Source organism: uncultured Altibacter sp. (assembly GCF_963972995.1).
In the GTDB taxonomy this organism is placed as follows: domain Bacteria; phylum Bacteroidota; class Bacteroidia; order Flavobacteriales; family Flavobacteriaceae; genus Altibacter.
Genome location: NZ_CAXAXI010000035.1, coordinates 1 through 19368, shown reverse-complemented (window position 1 = coordinate 19368; position 19368 = coordinate 1). Strand labels below are relative to the sequence as shown.

The 19368-nt window shown below is 44.1% G+C and carries 21 protein-coding genes; 10 read left to right on the top strand and 11 right to left on the bottom strand.

Annotated features, from left to right (window positions below; all coding sequences use genetic code 11):
* Window positions 1–850: M20/M25/M40 family metallo-hydrolase (locus AACZ11_RS11830; RefSeq protein ID WP_290628296.1), on the top strand; the 850-nt coding region annotated here is incomplete at its 5' end.
* 127 nt (window positions 851–977) lie between these two features.
* Here the strand turns inward: AACZ11_RS11830 and AACZ11_RS11825 are convergent.
* Window positions 978–1559 carry an alkylphosphonate utilization protein gene (locus AACZ11_RS11825; RefSeq protein WP_290628294.1) on the bottom strand — a complete coding sequence of 194 codons (582 nt, stop codon included), beginning with the start codon at window positions 1557–1559 and terminating at the stop codon, window positions 978–980.
* A 137-nt stretch (window positions 1560–1696) separates the two neighbouring features.
* On the opposite strand from AACZ11_RS11825, the gene AACZ11_RS11820 reads away from it, so the two are divergent.
* The 5 genes from AACZ11_RS11820 to AACZ11_RS11800 all read left to right on the top strand — a co-directional run bounded on the left by AACZ11_RS11820 (window position 1697) and on the right by AACZ11_RS11800 (window position 8187).
* Window positions 1697–2062: a BlaI/MecI/CopY family transcriptional regulator gene (locus AACZ11_RS11820; RefSeq protein ID WP_290628292.1), complete on the top strand. Its 366-nt coding sequence runs from the start codon at window positions 1697–1699 to the stop codon at window positions 2060–2062.
* 1 nt (window position 2063) lies between these two features.
* The gene (locus AACZ11_RS11815) at window positions 2064–3476 is read left to right on the top strand and encodes a M56 family metallopeptidase (RefSeq protein WP_290628290.1); all 1413 of its coding nucleotides are present in this window, start codon (window positions 2064–2066) and stop codon (window positions 3474–3476) included.
* A 136-nt stretch (window positions 3477–3612) separates the two neighbouring features.
* Entirely contained in the window at window positions 3613–4713 is a 1101-nt protein-coding gene (locus AACZ11_RS11810) for a DUF4407 domain-containing protein (RefSeq protein ID WP_290628288.1), read from the top strand.
* A 55-nt stretch (window positions 4714–4768) separates the two neighbouring features.
* On the top strand, window positions 4769–7759 hold the full coding sequence (locus AACZ11_RS11805) for an aminotransferase class III-fold pyridoxal phosphate-dependent enzyme (protein ID WP_290628286.1): 2991 nt from the start codon (window positions 4769–4771) through the stop codon (window positions 7757–7759).
* On the top strand, window positions 7756–8187 hold the full coding sequence (locus tag AACZ11_RS11800) for a nuclear transport factor 2 family protein (protein WP_290628284.1): 432 nt from the start codon (window positions 7756–7758) through the stop codon (window positions 8185–8187). The genes AACZ11_RS11805 and AACZ11_RS11800 overlap by 4 nt, the downstream gene beginning before the upstream one ends.
* Window positions 8188–8234: 47 nt before the next feature.
* On the opposite strand, the gene AACZ11_RS11795 is transcribed toward AACZ11_RS11800, so the two are convergent.
* From AACZ11_RS11795 to ruvC, 9 genes are all read right to left on the bottom strand, one after another.
* Entirely contained in the window at window positions 8235–9062 is an 828-nt protein-coding gene (locus tag AACZ11_RS11795) for a hypothetical protein (protein WP_290628282.1), read from the bottom strand.
* A gap of 172 nt (window positions 9063–9234) precedes the next feature.
* Window positions 9235–10479: an FAD-dependent oxidoreductase gene (locus tag AACZ11_RS11790; RefSeq protein ID WP_339832550.1), complete on the bottom strand. Its 1245-nt coding sequence runs from the start codon at window positions 10477–10479 to the stop codon at window positions 9235–9237.
* Between the two features lie 3 nt (window positions 10480–10482).
* On the bottom strand, window positions 10483–10842 hold the full coding sequence (locus AACZ11_RS11785) for an MmcQ/YjbR family DNA-binding protein (RefSeq protein ID WP_290628598.1): 360 nt from the start codon (window positions 10840–10842) through the stop codon (window positions 10483–10485).
* 2 nt (window positions 10843–10844) lie between these two features.
* Window positions 10845–11780, bottom strand: a complete 936-nt coding sequence (locus tag AACZ11_RS11780; protein WP_290628597.1) for a transglutaminase domain-containing protein — start codon at window positions 11778–11780, stop codon at window positions 10845–10847.
* Window positions 11777–12391 carry a DUF4230 domain-containing protein gene (locus AACZ11_RS11775; RefSeq protein ID WP_290628596.1) on the bottom strand — a complete coding sequence of 205 codons (615 nt, stop codon included), beginning with the start codon at window positions 12389–12391 and terminating at the stop codon, window positions 11777–11779. Before AACZ11_RS11775 ends, AACZ11_RS11780 begins: the two co-directional genes overlap by 4 nt.
* A 1-nt stretch (window position 12392) precedes the next feature.
* The gene (locus tag AACZ11_RS11770; protein WP_290628595.1) at window positions 12393–12746 is read right to left on the bottom strand and encodes a DUF4260 domain-containing protein; all 354 of its coding nucleotides are present in this window, start codon (window positions 12744–12746) and stop codon (window positions 12393–12395) included.
* On the bottom strand, window positions 12747–13493 hold the full coding sequence (locus AACZ11_RS11765; protein WP_290628594.1) for a cyclase family protein: 747 nt from the start codon (window positions 13491–13493) through the stop codon (window positions 12747–12749).
* Window positions 13494–13502: 9 nt separating this feature from the next.
* Window positions 13503–14636: a radical SAM family heme chaperone HemW gene (gene hemW, locus AACZ11_RS11760; RefSeq protein ID WP_290628593.1), complete on the bottom strand. Its 1134-nt coding sequence runs from the start codon at window positions 14634–14636 to the stop codon at window positions 13503–13505.
* 49 nt (window positions 14637–14685) lie between these two features.
* Window positions 14686–15240, bottom strand: coding sequence for a crossover junction endodeoxyribonuclease RuvC (gene ruvC, locus AACZ11_RS11755; protein ID WP_290628592.1), 555 nt, complete (start codon window positions 15238–15240; stop codon window positions 14686–14688).
* 57 nt (window positions 15241–15297) lie between these two features.
* Between ruvC and AACZ11_RS11750 the strand changes: the two genes are divergently transcribed.
* The 3 genes from AACZ11_RS11750 to AACZ11_RS11740 are packed head-to-tail and all read left to right on the top strand — an operon-like array spanning window position 15298 to window position 18293.
* On the top strand, window positions 15298–16242 hold the full coding sequence (locus AACZ11_RS11750) for a lysylphosphatidylglycerol synthase domain-containing protein (RefSeq protein WP_290628591.1): 945 nt from the start codon (window positions 15298–15300) through the stop codon (window positions 16240–16242).
* Entirely contained in the window at window positions 16239–17381 is a 1143-nt protein-coding gene (locus AACZ11_RS11745) for a glycosyltransferase (RefSeq protein ID WP_290628590.1), read from the top strand. Before AACZ11_RS11750 ends, AACZ11_RS11745 begins: the two co-directional genes overlap by 4 nt.
* 39 nt (window positions 17382–17420) lie before the next feature.
* On the top strand, window positions 17421–18293 hold the full coding sequence (locus AACZ11_RS11740; protein ID WP_290628589.1) for a hypothetical protein: 873 nt from the start codon (window positions 17421–17423) through the stop codon (window positions 18291–18293).
* Here AACZ11_RS11740 and AACZ11_RS11735 read toward each other — a convergent pair.
* Entirely contained in the window at window positions 18288–18755 is a 468-nt protein-coding gene (locus AACZ11_RS11735; RefSeq protein WP_339832542.1) for a hypothetical protein, read from the bottom strand. The genes AACZ11_RS11740 and AACZ11_RS11735 overlap by 6 nt on opposite strands.
* A gap of 127 nt (window positions 18756–18882) precedes the next feature.
* Here AACZ11_RS11735 and AACZ11_RS11730 point away from each other — a divergent pair.
* Window positions 18883–19368, top strand: a 486-nt coding sequence (locus AACZ11_RS11730; RefSeq protein WP_290628587.1) for a DUF456 domain-containing protein, incomplete at its 3' end; no start/stop codon positions are given.

The following is a 19368-nucleotide window of genomic DNA, read 5'->3' as shown; positions in this document are numbered from 1 at the left end:
TATCCTGATAAGCGATACTGGTATGATCGCAAATGATGTACCCTCCATTACAACAGGTTTACGTGGCCTGAGTTATGTAGAAGTGGAGATAACAGGACCTAACCGAGATCTGCACAGTGGATTATACGGCGGTGCTGTAGCAAATCCCATTAACGTTTTGGCTAAAATGATCGCATCCCTGCACGATGAGAACAATCATATTACCATCCCGGGATTCTATGACCAAGTACAGGAAGCTTCAGAGGAAGAACGATCAAAAATGGCCGAAGCACCTTTCAGTAAAGAAAATTACAAAAAGGCCCTCGATATTGACGATGTTTACGGAGAAGCAGGATATACAACCAACGAACGCAATTCCATTAGACCAACACTGGATGTGAACGGTATATGGGGTGGTTATACCGGAGAAGGTGCCAAGACCGTGATCGCCAGCAAGGCATACGCAAAAATTAGCATGCGACTGGTACCGGATCAAGATTGGAAACAGATCACCAATCTCTTTAAAGATCATTTCGAGAATATAGCCCCAAAAGGTGTGCGTGTAACGGTAAAGCCGCATCACGGCGGACAAGCGTACGTGACGCCCATCGATAGTACCGGATATCGTGCAGCTGAGAAAGCCTACGAAAAAACGTTTGGAAAAACACCTATCCCCCAGCGAAGTGGGGGCAGCATCCCTATCGTTGCGCTGTTTGAAAAAGAGCTTAAAAGCAAGACCATTCTTATGGGCTTCGGATTGGATAGTGACGCCATCCATTCGCCTAACGAGCATTTTGGGATTTGGAACTACCTAAAAGGAATTGAGACCATTCCTCAATTTTATCACTATTTCACCGAAATGTCAAAATAACGATTAGGGTGTTACCCGGCTTCGCTCACGCGAAACCGGGTCGCGCTTTCCGTTATATCCCTTCCGGTTCTTAGAACCGCAAGGGGATGCCACTGCAATCGCTAACACGGTAGTTACAAGTACATCATCACGACATTTTCTTAACAAAATCGGTGATGATAACGATCTGTTGCCCGTCGACCTTTCCTTCCATATATTTTTCATTGTCAGGATCCAAAGAGATCCGGCGTACGGTTGTACCCTGTTTGGCTACCATACTACTTCCTTTTACTTTCAGGTCCTTGATGAGCACCACACTATCACCGGCTTCTAAAATTGCCCCGTTACTATCACGGTGCACAATGGCAGTATTCTTGTCCACACCATCACCATTCGCTTCTGCCCACTCCTTTACATCGGCTTCCATATACATCATTTCAAGCAGGTCTTGAGGCCATCCTTCTAACTTTAAACGGTGTAGCATGCGCCAAGATTGCACCTGTACTGCAGGTACAGTACTCCACATGCTATCATTTAAGCAGCGCCAATGATTGGGATCGGGGTCTGCTGCTCCCGAAAGCTGTTCGCTACAGGTCTTGCAAATGAGAATACTCGCTTCTGCCCCAACCGTTGGAGAAGCCGGAACTTCGTACACAATTAAAGATTGTCCGGCACCACACAATTCACATACAGAGCCGCTTCGCTCTTGCAACATTCGCTCAATACTCATATTCCTATTTTTGGTAAAGGTAGCGCATTGAAAAAATTCGGCATGTCTATTCGGCGGACAAATAAAAATAAATTAATTCTACATTTGTAGAATATTAAATTTTATTCTATGTTTGTAGAACAATATAAATTAACTCTATGAAATTATCGAAGGCAGAGGAAGAAGTAATGAATCATTTGTGGCATCTCAAAAAAGCCACTGCAAAAGAATTGATTGAAGCTTATGAAGACCCCAAACCGGCCATTACAACTATTGCGACGCTGCTTAAAAGAATGCAGGATAAGAAGTTTGTAGATTATTTGCAAAAAGGACGGTCGCGAGAATACTTTCCGTTGGTAAAAAAACAGGAATACTTTTCAAAACATGTCAATGGACTCATTAAGAATTTTTTCAACGACAGCGCTTCACAGTTTGCCTCCTTTTTTACACAGGAAACCAATCTTTCCAAAAAAGAGTTACAGGAACTAAAAGCCATAATAGATTCAGAAATTAAAAAGAAGTGATATGGAACTCTATGTGTTGAAATCAGCCGCGTGCCTAGCCGGACTCTATGTATTTTACATGGCATTTTTAGAAAACACCACCCTGCATGTTTTTAAACGATTTTATCTTTTGGGGTCTGTGGTCATTGCTTTGGTCATTCCGTTGATCACCTTTACCACGTTTATAGAAGTTCCGGAGCCGCATCCAACGATCACCTATGTAGAAGCTTCCGGTTCCCGGTCTTCTGAACAGACTACTATTCTAAACTATGTACCTGCTTTTTTATGGTCGGTCTACATTTTCGGAATGTTTTTCTTTGCATTTCGATTTATCAGGAACATCTCAGATATCGTACTGAAGATCAAACAGAACCCCAAACAACGCTACGGCCATTTCATTCACGTATTATTGCCGGCCAATGTGACTCCGCATACCTTCTTCCGTTATATTTTTCTGAATAAAACGCGTTTCGAAGCGCGGGAAATTCCTTCCGAAGTATTACTGCACGAACAAACACACGCGCTTCAAAAACACAGCATTGACATTCTTTGTATCGAATTGCTTCATATTATTTTCTGGTTCAATCCGCTGCTCTATTTTATAAAGAGGTCCATAAAATTAAATCACGAATTTCTTGCAGACCGGGCCGTACTTCAGCAAGGGATTGAAACCACTCACTATCAGCAAACACTTTTAACGTTCGCGTCACATACCGAAGAAAATATTTTGGCAAATGCCATTCATTATTCATCCATCAAAAAACGATTTACAATCATGAAAACAAAAACATCAAAAAGATCGAGCTGGATAAGAGGCCTGTTATTGCTACCCTTACTGGCAGTCTTAGTCTTGGGGTTCAGTACACAGAAAACGGTTGCTCAGAAAAAAGACAGCAATGAAGTCTCATCCCAAATCCAAGAAAAAGCCTCTGCTAAGGAAGTAGCAGAGTACAACGCCTTGGCAAAAAAATACAATGCCCAAAATCCGGGAAACATCGTTATAAAGAAAAGTGATGTTGAACGATTAAAATACCTGTATGGAAAAATGACCGTGAAACAACGGGAAAAAGCAGCATCTTTCCCCGACCTTCCGCCACCTCCCCCGGCTCCGGATGCTCCAACAATAAAAAAAGGGGTCAACGATCTAGGGACCGATGTCCCTCCGCCACCACCTGCCCCGGATGCACCCAAAGCAAAAAAATGGAAGGAAGCTGCATATCCGCCACCACCACCTAAAGTGGATACCCCTCAGCCTGCGCCGGACCCCGCCGAATATGTTATTGAGATGGTCAAAAAAGGAGCCGATTTCTATGTAGGACCCCACAAGATCACTCCAAAGGAGGCCATCGAATTGGTGCGGAAAAGTTCAACATATAAGATAAGAGTGGATGAAACAAACGCTTTACGTCCCATTGTTCATTTCGATAACTGCTAGTTTTTAAAGCATACAAACACTACTAAAATAAGGACCTCGAAGATTCGAGGTTTCTTTTTGTAACAATCTGTCACTATTTCCGTTATATACATTCATCAATCAACCTGAAACGTATTCGGGAATAAAATTTTCAACTATGTTACAACGCTTTTTCATCTTCTGCTCCGGAGCCGATACCGACATCCTTTCCGATTGCTCCGCCGGGGAACAAACAAAATATGCCGGTATAGGAGCTACCGTTTTTTTCACCGCTGTCATGGCCACCATTGCAGCAGCCTACGCCCTCTACACGGTATTCGACAATTATCTTACGGCCATTGTATTTGGTTTTGTTTGGGGCTTACTCATCTTTAATCTGGACCGTTTTATTGTTTCTACCATTAAGAAGCGCGACAATTTCTTTGATGAGTTCCTGCAAGCCACACCGCGTATCCTGCTGGCGATCATCATCGCCATCGTTATTGCAAAACCCTTGGAGTTGAAGATCTTCGAGAAAGAAATCAATCAAGTGTTGCTGGAGGAGAAGAATGACCTCACATTGGCTAATAAAGATCAGCTCGCACTGCAATATACCCCTTCCATTGACGCTCTCAACAATGAGATAGACCAACTAAAGAAGGAGATCACCGACAAAGAAGCCGAAGTAAACGCACTGTATGATGTGTATATTGCTGAAGCAGAAGGCCGTGCCGGCACAGAGATCTTGGGCAAGGGCCCCGTTTATAAAGAAAAGCGCGAAAAACACGATGCCGAATTGGCCGCCTTACAGACACTGCGCACGACCAATACCGAAAAGATCGCCGCAACCGAAGCACAGATCGCTACCTTGGCCACAGCGTATCAAGCCAAAGTGGCAGATACCCAACCTGTGATCGATGGTTTCGACGGTCTCATGGCGCGCGTCAACGCCCTTAACAAGCTCCCTTGGCTGCCGTCGTTCTTTATCTTTCTGTTGTTCCTTGCTATAGAGACATCACCCATTATTGCCAAACTATTATCTCCAAAAGGTGCGTACGATCTTAAATTAGAGGAGCAAGAAAGCGCCTTGACATCTTGGGTTTCTCAACAAAAAGGACAACGCGACGTATTGGTGGCAACAGACAGGGATGTAAACAACCGTGTTTATGCAGATATTGCCGAAGAACAGGAGCTATACGATTACAAACGCAAAAAAGCGCGCGAACTCATGCAACTACAAGCCGATGCATTCTACAAAAAGCAAAAAGGGGTTTTATAAACCGCGCTTGACCAACTTTTTTCAGTAATATTGTGAGCCTAAGCAGGTAGATATTATGGCTTCAATTTCTTCTGAAAAGGCTTCGGAAATAGCTAAAAGAGTGTTCCATATCACTTCGGAAGCGACCGCGCTTCCGGGTGATTTGGATCAAAATTTTAAATTGGTTACTCCGCAGGGAGATTCCTATCTCTTGAAGATCATCACCCCCGAAACAGCACCCGAATTTCTGGACTTTCAGGAGCAATTGTTGCAACATCTTTCGGCAAAAGACATAAAGATTCAACTCCCAACAATAGTAGGGACCGAACAGTGGGAGCAGCAATCGGTTAGGCTGTTTACATGGGTAAGCGGTCGATTGTGGGCATCGGTTCATCCAAAAACACCAACCCTGCGCACACGTTTGGGAATACATAGCGGAGCCCTTACAGCAGCTTTAGCAGATTTCGACCATCCAACGGCGCATCGACATTTCGATTGGAACCTGACCAACGCCCAATGGACCAAAGCGCACGTTGGTCGCTTTTCGGAAGATCGAAGAAAGTGGGTCAGCTATTTTCAAGACCGATTCTTAGCCATGCAACCACAATACGCTGCACTTCCTCAAAGCGTAGTCCATAACGATATAAATGATTACAACATTCTCGTGTCGCACGATCTGATAAAACCTGAGGTTACAGGCATCATAGATTTTGGAGATGCGGTATACACACAAACTGTCAACGATCTGGCAGTGGTGATCACCTATGCCATCATGGATCTACCGGATCCGCTGCAGGCTGCCATGGAAGTTGTCGCCGGATACCATCGCCAATATCCCCTTTCGGAAGCGGAATTGCAATGTCTCTATGTTTTGGTTGGCATGCGACTGGTGATCTCTGTGACCAAGTCCTCGCTTCGGGGTGCGGCAGATCCCAGTAATCTGTATCACGTAATTAGTGAGAAACCGGCTTGGGACCTGATGGAAAAATGGTACGCACTTTCTGAAGAATTTGCTTACTACTGCTTCAGAAGCAGTTGTGACCTTCCCGTGCATCCTGGCTTGGCGAACTTCAACGCATGGATCAGTTCACGATCCTTTTCATTTTCAGACTTATTTCCTTCCGAAGCAAAAGAAAAAGCGTTGCTTTTGGACTTAAAAGTTTCCAGCAATTGGATGGGAAGTCAAGAAGAATTCAACAATCTGGACCTCTTCCAGTATCGCATAGATCAACTTCAGAAAGAACATCCCAACGCCCTCATCGCAGGGGGTTATTGTGAGCCACGGCCTTTATATACGGCGAGTTCTTACGACAAGGAAGGAAACAGCGGACCGGAAAGCAGAACAGTACACTTAGGTATCGATTTTTGGCTACCTGCGGGCACGCAGGTCAATGCACTACTAGACGGTGAGATCGTTACGGTCACCAACGATGTTGGGTTCAAGGAATACGGCGGACTCATTATTATAAAACACGAGCTAAAGGAAGTGATTTTCTATTCCCTTTACGGACATCTTTCGCAATCGAGTCTGTCACTTTGGAACGAAGGTGATTCCATTGCTAAAGGTGATTGTATTGGTTGGCTTGGAAATACCGAAGAGAACGGAGCTTGGGCTCCGCATTTGCATTTTCAGATCATGCTGTCAATGTTGAATTATACCGATGACTTTCCGGGAGTGACCTACAAAGCACAGCTGCCGATTTGGAAAGGTCTTTGTCCGGACCCTAATCTGTTGTTCAAAGACCCTAATTTGGTCACGCAGTATTCGACTCCTCAAGAAGAACTTAAACACTTCCGCAGTGAACATTTAGGCAAGAGTTTAAGTCTTTCGTATGAAACCCCGCTTCATATTGTTCGTGGGCAAGGACCATATTTAATTGATGTTTGGGGCCGAAAATATCTGGACACGGCCAATAATGTGAACCACGTTGGTCATCAACATCCTAAGGTAGTTGAGACCGGTCAACGACAAATGTCGATTCTCAATACCAACACCCGGTATCTGCACGAGGAGATCGTACACTATGCCGAAGCCCTTTTGAAAAAGCTGCCTAAGGAACTGTCTGTATTGCATTTTGTCAATTCGGGGAGCGAAGCCAATGAACTGGCCATTCGAATGGCAAAAGCCTGTACAGGAGGCCAAGACCTACTCGCTATTGAAGTAGGCTATCACGGAAACACCAATGCTGTTATTGATGTAAGTTCTTATAAATTCGACGGAAAAGGCGGTAGCGGAAAACCTGAAAGCACGCACATATTGCCCCTTCCGGACCCCTTCCGCGGAAGACATACCGATGCGGATTGTGGAATGCATTATGCCGAATATGCCAAGACAATCCTCGATCAACTTAAGACCGAAGGAAAAAGAGTTGCAGGCTTTATTGGAGAATCCATGATAAGTTGCGGCGGGCAAATTGTTCCGCCTAACAACTATTTTAAGAAAGTCTATCACTATGTTAGAGAAGCAGGTGGCATTTGTATTGCCGATGAAGTGCAAACAGGTTTTGGCCGAATGGGCAAGACCTTTTGGGCATTCGAGCTTTACGATGTACTTCCCGATATCGTTACCATGGGTAAACCCGCCGGGAATGGGCATCCCTTAGCTGTGGTTGCCTGCACGCGTGAAGTGGCAGACAGGTTTGATACAGGCATGGAATTTTTTAACACCTTTGGAGGTAATCCTGTGTCCTGTGCCATAGGACGAACTTTGCTTGAGGTGATCGAAGAAGAAAATCTACAGCAAAATGCCCTTGAAACAGGCGATTTCTTGAAAAATGAACTTATTGCGCTTCAGAAGGAATATTCCATCATAGGCGATGTTCGTGGTGAAGGACTCTTTTTGGGGTTCGAATTGACCAATTCAGAAAAAGAACCCCTGGCCCAGCACGCGACCTATCTTGCGAATCGGATGAAAGATCTGGGAATACTAATGAGCACTGATGGTCCGGACTATAATGTCTTGAAAATAAAACCCCCTATGGTCTTTACTAAAGACCACGCAAAAGAACTTATCTTTAGGCTTAGAAGTGTCTTATCCGAAGATTTCATGAAACATTATTGCATATGAAAAACATAGTTCTAATACTACTAGTGCTCCCGCTATGGGCAGGGTTCGCCCAAACAGAAGAGAATGAGGACACCGAGGCCATAATGGCTGTCTTGCAACAGCAACAAGAAGCTTGGTCTGCTAATGACTTAGAAGGGTTTATGGACGGATACTGGAAGAGTGATTCGTTGAAGTTCTATGGCAGCAATGGTTTAACCAAAGGGTGGCAGCAAACACTTGATCGATATCGAAAGGGGTATCCTACCAAAGAACATTCGGGGGTATTGACATTTACCATTGAAGATCTTTCGAAAATAGAGAAAGACAGCTACTGGGTCATGGGAAAATACTTTCTAAAACGTGAAGTAGGAGACGCTCAGGGTGTCTTTATCATCATCTTTAAAAAGATCGATGGGGAATGGAAGATCGTGGCCGATATGTCCTGTTAGCAAAAAAGCCGCTTAAAGGCGGCTTTTCTAAGGGTATGTTCGAGGTATTATTTAGACAATTCGGCTACCAAAGTATAAATGGAATCACCGTGAACGGGTGTAAAATATTTGCCCATCTTTTTGCCCCAAGCTTCGCGTTCGGCTTTATCGGGCCAAGCTTCTTCATACAGTTTGGGTAACTTCTTCAGCATGAGATCCAGATCTGCCAGAGAGGTCACAAAGAATGCTTCTACTACTTCGGTCCTATCTGAACCCCAAGCATGAACTGCCGGATAATAGCCTTTGATATATTCATTCTTATTGATGATCTTTTCTACATCCTGAGCATGCAGTGTATTGAACTCTTCTTGAGTGCCATTTTCCGGAAATGCAAAATGACTCCTTCTCACATACAATAAGAGATCCTCGGTATTATTGGCGGGTAATGGTTTTGCATTGGGTAGGGTGGCATAGATCTCATCGGAGTGATCATGCGAATAATACGCTTCTCTTTTTTTGAAAAAGGCCATTCGTTCCTTATCATTAGGCCAAGCCGCTTTTGCCAACTCCTCATTACGTGCAGCAGCCTTCCCCATCGCTTCCCAATTGGGATAGGACTGAACGTACATCAATTCTGAATTGTCCTCGGTAAAGAAATGTAGGTAGAAGGATGCACTCATCACGTACTCGTTCTTCTTCGTGACCTTCTCCAAATACTCTTTCTCTACCTTTTTCCATTCCTCCATGTCAAAAGACTCATTCTCCATGTTCCAATGCATGGTAGTCACCGAAAGAAATTCGGGTCGGGCGTTTGTGTTCTGAGCTACGGCCCATGTCATACTGAATACCAGCAATGCGCTGGCAATTGCTGTGTAACAAGATTGTTTTGTTTTCATGCTGTTTAAATTTTGGTTAGTATAGAATTAATAATTGTATGCTACTATTTAGTTGGGGCATGAAATAAAGATGGGGAAGGATGAGGAGAAAGCGGAAAAGGTTAGTTTTGCTATTGTTAAATATACGTATAATTTATTGTAAAACAGATATTTACATAAAATAATTATGCGATCAAAATTTTCGGTCGGGATGAAACGCATGTAACAAAAGGGAAAGTGGTTTTTCTGAAAGCAATTCGGCAACCAACTTGCCTGTAGCGGGTGCCATGCTCCACCCCATCATGGCATGACCGGTAGCGATGGTGAGATTCTTGCATTTTTGAGATTTCCCAATATACGGACGACCATCCGGGGATACGGGTCGCAATCCGCAAGCAGCTTCTTTCTGGTCACTTTCAGGAACTGTCACTGTAGGATAATACGCTTCCACCGCTTTGGCAATCGCTGCTACACGTTCGGGACGAATGGTATGGTTGATCCCCGCGATCTCCATGGTTCCGGCGTAACGCGTAAAGCCGTTCATAGGAGTGACAGCGACCTTGGCTTCCGCTAGAATGGCAGGGATAGTAATTCCTGTAGGTTGGTGCGAATTGATGCGATAGCCTTTTCCGGCCTGCAACGGGATCTTAATACCCAGTTTCTTACTTAAAAGGTGGCTCCAGGATCCCGCTGCAAGTACAAACTCATCTGCCCTCACCGTGCGTTCATCGGTGCGAAGTGCTGTGATCTCATTCCCTTGTGTAAGGATATCTAAGACCCGTTCATTACGCAGAAACTGTACGTTCTTTAACTGCAGATAGTGTTTCAGCTCGGTCATGAACTCTTGGGGCGTAGTATGCCAGTCACACTGATAGAAAGTGGCTCCCACAATGTCCATGGCTACGTTAGGTTCTATTTTCTCTGTTTCGGAAAGTGAAAGTGTTCTGGCTTCCAAGCCTTCTTCGGAAGCAGTCTTTACAAGCTTCATCTCTTTTTCAAGCATGGCTTCGGTCTTACAGAGCATGAGCAATCCTTTATTTTCCAATTGAAATGTAAATCCTTCCGAAGCTTTTATTTCAGAAAACAACCTACTGCTCAACAAAGTGATGTCCTTGATCGCTTTCACCGAACGCTCCACATTCCCATGAGAACAGGATTTTTGGAAGGCCCACGCCCAGTCCATAAAACTCTTTTCTAAGCGTGGTTTAATGTACAACGGACTGCTGGTATTGAACATCCATCGCAACCCCTGTTTCACAACACCGGGTGCCGCAAGCGGAATGATGTGGCTGGGACTCACGTAGCCTGCATTCACATAGGACGCCCCAAAATCCATGGCCGATTGATCGATCAAGGTAACCTCATGACCTTCCTTTTGAAGAAAATAAGCCGTACACAAACCAATGACCCCGCCTCCAATGATTCCCACGCTTTTCATCCGTTACAATTCGTTTAGTTCTTCCCGTACTTTCTTCGGGAGTTTAGAAACGATCAAATCGTAGGAATGGTCGATAAGTTCCAAGAGCAGTTCGTGTGGCAGATTACTGTCTATCAACACCGTATTCCAGTGGATCTTGCTCATGTGATACCCGGGCACGATGAGTCCGTCGTACGCTTCCCGAAGTGCGACAGCACGTTCGGGGTCGCATTTCAGGTTGACCTGTGGCGGAAGCCGTTCCAGTCCGCAAATGGTAAAGATCTTTCCCATGACCTTGAAGACCAAGGTCACATTGTCAAAAGGAAAACTTTCGGTCACTCCTTTCTTAGACAAACAATAATCGCGAAATTCTTCAACATTCATCCTTACTTGATCTTATAGCCTAAGGCAGGTTGGTCGTCAAAATAGATTAACAGGTTTTCTGCCCCTATTTCTAAGGGAACCGAAAATTGAAGTCGGTTGCCTGACTTCTCCAAATTCCGCACCGATTTTTTTTCACTGCCGTAGGAGTATGTGACCGTTTTAGGATTCACATTGGCAATCGTGAACGGAACCACATCGAAATACGCTTCCGAATAAATAAGACCGCTTAGGGGTTGCTCTACATCACTCATAGACAATTCTTCTTTAATGATAATAGGCATTTGTGAGAAGACATCTTTAGAAATCAATTGGTCCATAAAAGCATCTTCATACATATCGGGATAATGGGTCTTAAAGAACAGATGGGGTGGTGTCTTATAATAAAAGTAAGACGGTTCCTTAATAAATTTCCCGTTGTAACGACCGGCTCCCCATGTGGGGTCGAACAGATAGGGTTTTCCATCAAGCGTGACAACGTTCCACATATGCGTTTTTGCAAACGGTCTACCTATATCATTGAAATTTGTTTTAATGTCGCCGCGAACCAAATAATTGGGAATGCCCTGCAATTCACATAGCTTTTCGAACAACATCGCATAGCCTTCGCACACGGCGATCCCTTTTTGAAGCGTTCTTTCTATGATCTTTTCTCTGGTTTTCTCTTCTTTCTCATTACGTTCGCGATAGTTCTTGAAGGTAAAGTTGAATTGTTTGTACTCATCGGGTTCGTAAGCGATGTTCTGTATGATCCAACTGTAAATGGCACGCACCTTTTCCTCATCGGTAGTGAAATCACGCGTAATAAATCGGGACAACTCTTGGGGCGTATCTACGCGTTGCGGGTACAACAGAATAGTAGCATCAATGCGTTCATAATCTTGGGCTGTAACAACTAAGGCCCATAGCAACATACCTAATATGACGGCTCCACGCATCATTTGTCTGAAAGGATTCTTTTAGGATCTGTTGTTTCCAACGCCGAATAATCCAGTTTCCAATTGATGGTCTCCACCAACGTTTCCATCAATTTGATGGTTTCCAGCGCCTGATTGGAAGCCTCTTCAAACAACCCACTCTCCGGGACCTTATCGATGATGTGTTGTTTCGCTTCCTTGTTGATTTCGGTGAGATCGGATGCGGTGAACGGATTTGCCCAGCCTTCTTTCTTGTCGTAGTATTTGAAATCGGTCTCTATGGTAAGCATTTCAGGTTGCGGGAAGTTGGTTAAGGTGATGGTTCTGGTTTGTGTATCTGCCGACATCTTGATCTTAGTAAGGTCGAAGCCAATATGCGCTTTCGCATCGATTAGGATCAAGGCCTTCTTTTTCCCCAAGACAATGTTGAGCCATTTATCCTTCACATTCTCGTAATGATAGATCTCCGAAAAATCGCCTTCCACGGTAATGAACTTACAGACACTTCGAATCTTTTCCATGAGAATTACAGATTGTGTCGTTATCCTTTCTTTTTTTCTGCTACGTGAAAACCTGGCAAAAAGGAAGTAAGCGACGATCGCTCCGGCAGCCAATCCTATTAAGAGTAATTCCATTTTATTTCTTTCCTATGGTTCCTAAATGCGTATGTTTAAAACTGTCGGGATACTTTAATCCGTAGCCAAAGACTCTGTCTATACCGGCATGAGCAAACATGACAACGCCTACTAATGTATAAAAATCTCCTAAGAACCACATCCCCAATGTTATAAATGCGATCGCTACGGCTTTATGATGTAAAAGGTTATAGGTAAATGCGCCTATCTTGGGACCGAACAAATAACCCAACATACCAACATCCGGCAGCAACAGCAATAGTGGAAACCAATACCAAGCATAATCAAGGGATGAAAAGAGGAGTACTCCCAATACAAATTGTGCTAATTCTTCTATTCTCAAGGTTGTTTTCATCTAAAGTAATTTATACAAGACCGGTTTACTTGGTGCTGCATCGTTTTGAAAAGAGGCGATCTGTAAATTTAGTAAGTAAGAACCGTCTGAAACAGTATTGGGAACATAGATAAATTCGGTGATGGTTGCGTCATAGCGAGGGGCTTCCGGATAATTCCAAAACGCCTTGTGAGCTCGTAATTGTCCTTCGTCCTTTTCCTTGTCAACCGAAGGAAGATCGATAAGCAGATGCTTCACCCCAAGTTCTCTTAGATAAATAGCCGCCTCTTCATGCAGATACGGCCAATTGGTATGTGAGTAGTGTCGTGTTCGCTTGGAAGCAGTATTGGGAAGCGTACGAATTACAAGTGCTTCAGGTTGTTTTCCTTCCAATAAGGTACGCAACTCCTTTGCAGGAATGATTTGGTCTTCTCCCACAGTTTCGGGTACAACGGAAATCACTTCCGCCATAAAAAAGAAGTGCTTCAAAGCATCGTTTACTGAATGAAACGTTTCAGAAATATGACCTACACATTCGGTATGGGTGCCATGCGCATGCGGATTGAAATAGATGTTGTTAAAATTAACCGAAGCACCTTCGCTTACCTTCCCTACCCAATTATCCATTGTAACCGGTTTAATGATGGGCGCATCCAGGTACCAGGCTAACGGGTTTTCCGAATTACCTTTGAGTACCATAGAAATATCCAATGGTTTTAACAGGTCGACAGTAACTAACTGTTCACCCTTCTTAAATGTTGCTTTCAAGTTGTTGTTTTAGGAATCTAAATTTACTAAGAATAAACCGGATGCGATTCCATCACTCAAGAATTTTCCTTTGGGCGTTACTTTTAAGACCGAATGCGTAAGTGTTAACAGGTCTTCTTCAATAAATTCTTCCGCTTGCTGCAAAGCGTATTCACGGTATTTCGAACCGAACCGCTGTTCTATCTCCTTCAAAGACGCCCCCGTGTGTGTACGCAAGCGCGTCATCACATATTCATTGTATTTATCTCTTGTAGTAAGTTGCTCGCGTTCAATGGGCAATATACCCTCACCTATTTTTTGGATGTATTTTGAATTATTATTGATATTCCAACTACGAGTATTCCCGTCATAGCTATGTGCCGAAGGACCTACCCCCAAATACATTTTGCCATGCCAGTAGGCGGTGTTGTTTCTGGAATGAAATCCAGGCATTCCAAAATTCGAAAACTCATAGTTCTCGTAGCCGGCTGCTTCGGTGTGTGCAACAAGGAAATCGTAGTGTGTTCGTGCTACGGCATCATCCACCGGAGCCACAATCCCTTTCTTTATAAATGATTCCAGCGCTGTTCTTGGTTCTACCGTGAGAGCATAGCAGGACAGGTGCGGTACATCTAGGGAAAGTGCTGTTTGGAGGTTTTCCTCCCAACGTTGAAGGGACATACCCGGAATGCCATAAATGAGATCGATACTTACGTTGCTGAAGTACTGCTTTGCCAATTCGATACTTGTCAACGCCTCGGAAGCGTTATGTGCGCGATTCATGAGCTTTAGGTCTTCTTCAAAAAAGGATTGCACACCGATGCTTAGACGGTTGATAGCTGTTTCAGAAAGTTCTTGCAGGGTTTCTTCGGAAAGATCATCGGGATTGGCCTCGAGGGTAATCTCGGGATTCGGGGTTACAACATAATTTTCGTAAACGGTATCAAGAATGGACTGTAGCTCGGTTTTAGATAACAGACTGGGTGTCCCCCCGCCAAAATAGATGGTCTCGATGTTTTGAGGCAACTCCTTTTTCCGAAGTGCTAATTCGGTGCGAATCGCCCGAAGCAGATCGTCCTTCTTTTTTAGGGACGTTGAAAAATGGAAGTCACAGTAATGACAGGCTTGCTTGCAAAAAGGGATGTGAATGTAAATGCCGGCCATGTGAGAAATTACTGGATTTGGTTACACATTGTGCTACTACGCTACTCTTTTATTTGTCAATACGCCCTTCGTTCTGCTTTACAAATGCAGTCCAACCGGTGTAGCTCTTCCCGATCTCCGTCTTCCCCGAATTATAAAAATGGCAAACTGCTGCTGCGAGGCCGTCGGTGCTATCCAAGTTCTTAGGCAGTTGTTTTAACTGAAGGAGACTCTGAAGCATCTTAGCTACTTGTTCCTTACTAGCATTCCCGTTACCGGTGATGGCCATTTTGATCTTTTTAGGTGAATATTCGGTAATGGGAATCTGTCTGGAAAGCCCTGCGGCCATAGCCACTCCTTGTGCTCTTCCTAACTTTAACATGGATTGTACGTTCTTTCCGAAGAAAGGTGCTTCAATGGCGATCTCATCGGGATTGTGTGTGTCGATAAGTTCTATGGTACGTTCAAAAATAAGCTTCAGCTTTAGGTAATGATCGTCGTACTTGGTAAGGATCAGCTCGTTCAATTGCATAAAATGCATTTGTTTTTTCACCACTTTTATAAGACCGAATCCCATGATGGTGGTTCCGGGGTCGATCCCTAAAATGATTTTTTCAGAATTCATACGCCAACAGCTTGCTTGTAAAACGAAACCAAGTAAAAAGTAGTACTTTCGTTTTTAATGATCCGCATTTCAGACAAAGCTAAACAATATCTGCTTGCAGCCCTAAAAGTTTTTATTCTTGGGGCGATCTTTTGGTTTATCTATGCAAAAATGACCGCCACCGATTCCCAAACGCTGGAGGCTTTTTCGAATAGTATGCAGGGCAAAGCATTATGGATTCTTCCTCTATTTGTAGGGCTGGCGATGCTCAATTGGTTGTTGGAGATACTAAAGTGGAGAACGGCCATACAACCCGTGCAAAACCTTTCCATTAGAGATGCTGCACAACAAAGCCTTACAGCACTTGCCGTATCTCTCATTACACCCAACCGTATTGGAGAGTACGGTGCGAAAGCCTTTTATTTTCCCGCTGAAAAACGAAAGCAGGTGTTATTGCTTAATTTTGTGAGCAGTACCGCCCAAATGGCTACCACGGTGTTCTTTGGAAGCATTGGCATTCTATTGGTCGCCACCACCTACGATCTCTCCTTTTCTACCCATTATCTCCTCGTTTTTGCCATGGTTTTATTGGTGCTGGTTCTTCTTGGGTGGAATTTAAAGGAACGGGAACTGCTCATTAAAGGGTTCTCACTTCAAAAAGTGTACACGTATATCACGAAATTGCCTAGTACGTTAAAAGGGAAATTACTCCTGTTCTCTTTGCTGCGCTATCTGTGCTTTTCATATTTATATTTAAAATTACTACGCTTCTTTGAGGCAGATCTGGCGCTTTCGGAAGCGTATCCGCTCATCTTCGCCATGTATCTGTTGGTCTCGGTCATTCCCACAATATTCCTATTCGACGTAGTGGTGCGTGGCGGTGCGGCCTTGTGGCTCTTTTCTCTGGCAGGAGTTCCCGAGCTTACCGTGCTGTGCACGGTATTAGCCATGTGGATCTTAAATTTTGTGTTCCCGTCGCTCTTAGGGAGTTATTTTTTATTCACCTACAAGAATAGCACATGATCTTGGTGTTTGTATGTATTGGCATGATCTATCTCATTAGTTTGGGGTTGTTACTTATTGGGAATATGCAGCTGAGTATATTCGCTTCGGAAGCAGTTACGCCGGTGACCGGTTTTTCGATCGTAATTCCGTTTAGGAATGAACAAAAAACCCTTCCGAAGCTTGTACAGTCCTTTCAGAACCTGTCTTATCCGCCGGATATGTACCAATTGATCTTTGTTGACGATGCTTCGGAAGATGGATCGGTCTCACTGTTGGAAGTGATGTTGCAGGATCGATCAAGACAACGCGCCCCTTTCTTGATCCTCACGAACGAGCGGCACAGCCGATCTCCAAAGAAGGATGCTATTACCACAGCCATTGCCGAGGCCAAGTACGAATGGATCATCACCATCGATGCCGATTGTTCTGTTCTACCGCGGTGGTTGGATACCTTCGATGTTTTTTTACAGCAAAAAGAAGCTCAGCTTATCGCAGGGCCCGTCCTTTACGAATCTAACGGATCGAAAGTACAGCAATACCAGCAGTTGGACGGACTAAGCCTTCAGGCCGTTGCTATGGGTGGTTTTGGATTAGGGCATCCCTTTTTATGCAATGGCGCCAATCTCGCCTATCGTAAATCAGCTTTTGAGAACGTTGGAGGCTTTGGCGGAAATGATCAAATTGCCAGTGGTGACGACATTTTCTTATTAGAGAAAATACATACTGCATTCCCAAAAGAAATTCATTTTTTAAAGTCTCAAGAAGCGATCGTAACCACACATCCCGAAACAGATTGGGCTGCAGTTGTAAGGCAACGCATTCGCTGGGCCTCCAAGACCGCCCATCAAAAGAACATAGCAGCAAAAGCGTTTGGGGCTGTCGTTTTTCTAACCAATGTACTTCTGCTTACCGGACCGTTGCTCTGTTTATTCCACAATTCCTTTTGGATTGGATATGCCTTTCTCGTCATCACCAAAATTGGTATAGACTACATTGTTTTAAAGCGTACCGCCCATTTCTTTCAGCAAAAGATATCCCCGGGCCACTACTTACGTAACGCACTTCTTTATCCTATGGTAACTGTAGTCGTTCTGCCGGGCAGTATTTTCGGCTCCTATACTTGGAAAGGGCGACTGCATAAAAAACACATAAATTGAATTAATTTTTTACCTTTAGCAGTACTAAATCAAGCCCTTATGAAATACCTACCGCTCCACTGCCTGTTCTTAATGCTCTTGAGCTACCCTGTGATACAGGCGCAACAAAACTATACCGTTTCCGGGACCACCTATTCACTAAAGACCGAAGTGGAAGGAACCCTTACGCTCTTATGGAACACCATTGACGGTGAATATCGATACTTCTCGAAAAAAGGAAATGACATCGTTGAGCTGAAGAACACCAAGGTCGACGGTGACTATCAAGAAGAATATAAAGACATATTGCGATCGCAAACCTCGGATGCTGTGGTGACTGTAGATAAGGTTGATCTTACACTTCCAAGTTTACGAACATTCTTTATCACCTATAACACCAAAGTAGATCCCTCTTACACAGTAGAAACGGCCTCCATTGAACTCAAGACACGGTTGGGTGGCTTTGCCGGTATTTCGAATAATGCCTATTTCTTCAATCCGGAGAACAGCATCTTACCCGTATTGGGTGTGGAGTTTGAGATCATAGACGAAGTGCGGTTACGGCGGCATGCCATAGTCTTTCAGTTTCGACAATTGATAAGCAGTTCGGACTATGACTTCTCTTCGTCGCAGGTTTCTTTCAACTACCGTTTTAAATTCATCAAATCGGAGCGATTTGACGCTTTTATCAATGCCAAGCCTGCTGCCTTTACGAGTATTTCCAGAAATCAGGTGCTAGTGGAAGGAGAAGAAGTGACCACCTTCACCGGCGGAAGTGAATTCCAGTTTCCAGGTTCCTTTGGTATTGGCTTTGACTATGCCTTAGGAAACGGGTATCTCACCTTCCTGTATAATGATATCGTCGCGATCAATCTGGATGACAACGGAGAATTTCCTGTGGAGCTCACCTTAGGATATAAGTGGAACCTATAATTCCTGTGTTTTGATGGTGATAGGCAGGGTGAATTCGGTTTTTACGGGGATCCCTCTTTTATAGGCAGGAGCTTCCAGTTGTATCGCATTGATGCTTTGCTGAATCCAACCTTCCAGTTTAGGGAACTCGGCTTTAATAACACTGTCGATCTTTACCGTATCTACCGTTAGTGTCGCATTTCGGTTCACCGCGAAATCCAGGAAAAGGGTATCGTTCAGGTCTTTTAAGGCCTTCATTTGTTTAGAGTAAAGGTATTCGTAGATCCTGGCCGATAAAGTACGTTCAAAACAACTTTTTTGCTGTAGCTTTTCGGTTTCGAGCTCACATTCGGTGAAGGTGGGGTATTGGTCCACTTCCTGCCAATCGATGGTACGGACTTCTTCTTCGTAAAATGTTTCCGTAGAGATCTTTTCAGTCTCAAAGAACCTGCATGAAGAAAATAGCGTACAAAGGACCAGCAAGTATAGAGAGTTTTTTATCATCGCAAAACAACTGCTTTCGAAATTACGAATTTTACCGAAACTAATCCTTTCTATCCCTGTGCTTTATTTTATTGAATTTGTATTTTGTACTCACTAATTCACTGCCATGGACCTTTTGCTTCTCATTATCGGCTTTCTATTGATGTTCGTTGGTATAGCCGGCAGCCTGTTACCGGTGATACCCGGAACTCCCGTGAGCTGGCTTGGACTCCTGGTGCTCTATCTCGCACCAAGCATGACGTTCGACTGGCTCTTTATTATCCTTACCGGAGTGGTCGCCATTGGGATCTATATCCTGGATTATATCATTCCTGCCATTGGGACGAAGAAGTTCGGTGGCAGCAAGGCAGGTGCCTGGGGCACCACGATAGGGTTGCTCATTGGGATCATTGCCCCCATTCCTTTTGGTATTCTAATCGGTCCTTTTGTAGGGGCGCTTATTGGGGAAATGGCCTTTAATAAAACGAAGGGGAAACCGGCCTTTAAAGCCGCTATAGGTTCCTTTATAGGATTCCTGGCCTCTACCTTCCTAAAGTTCATGACCACTGTGGTATACCTAGGGCTCTTTATTTACAAGGTCTGGGTACATTGG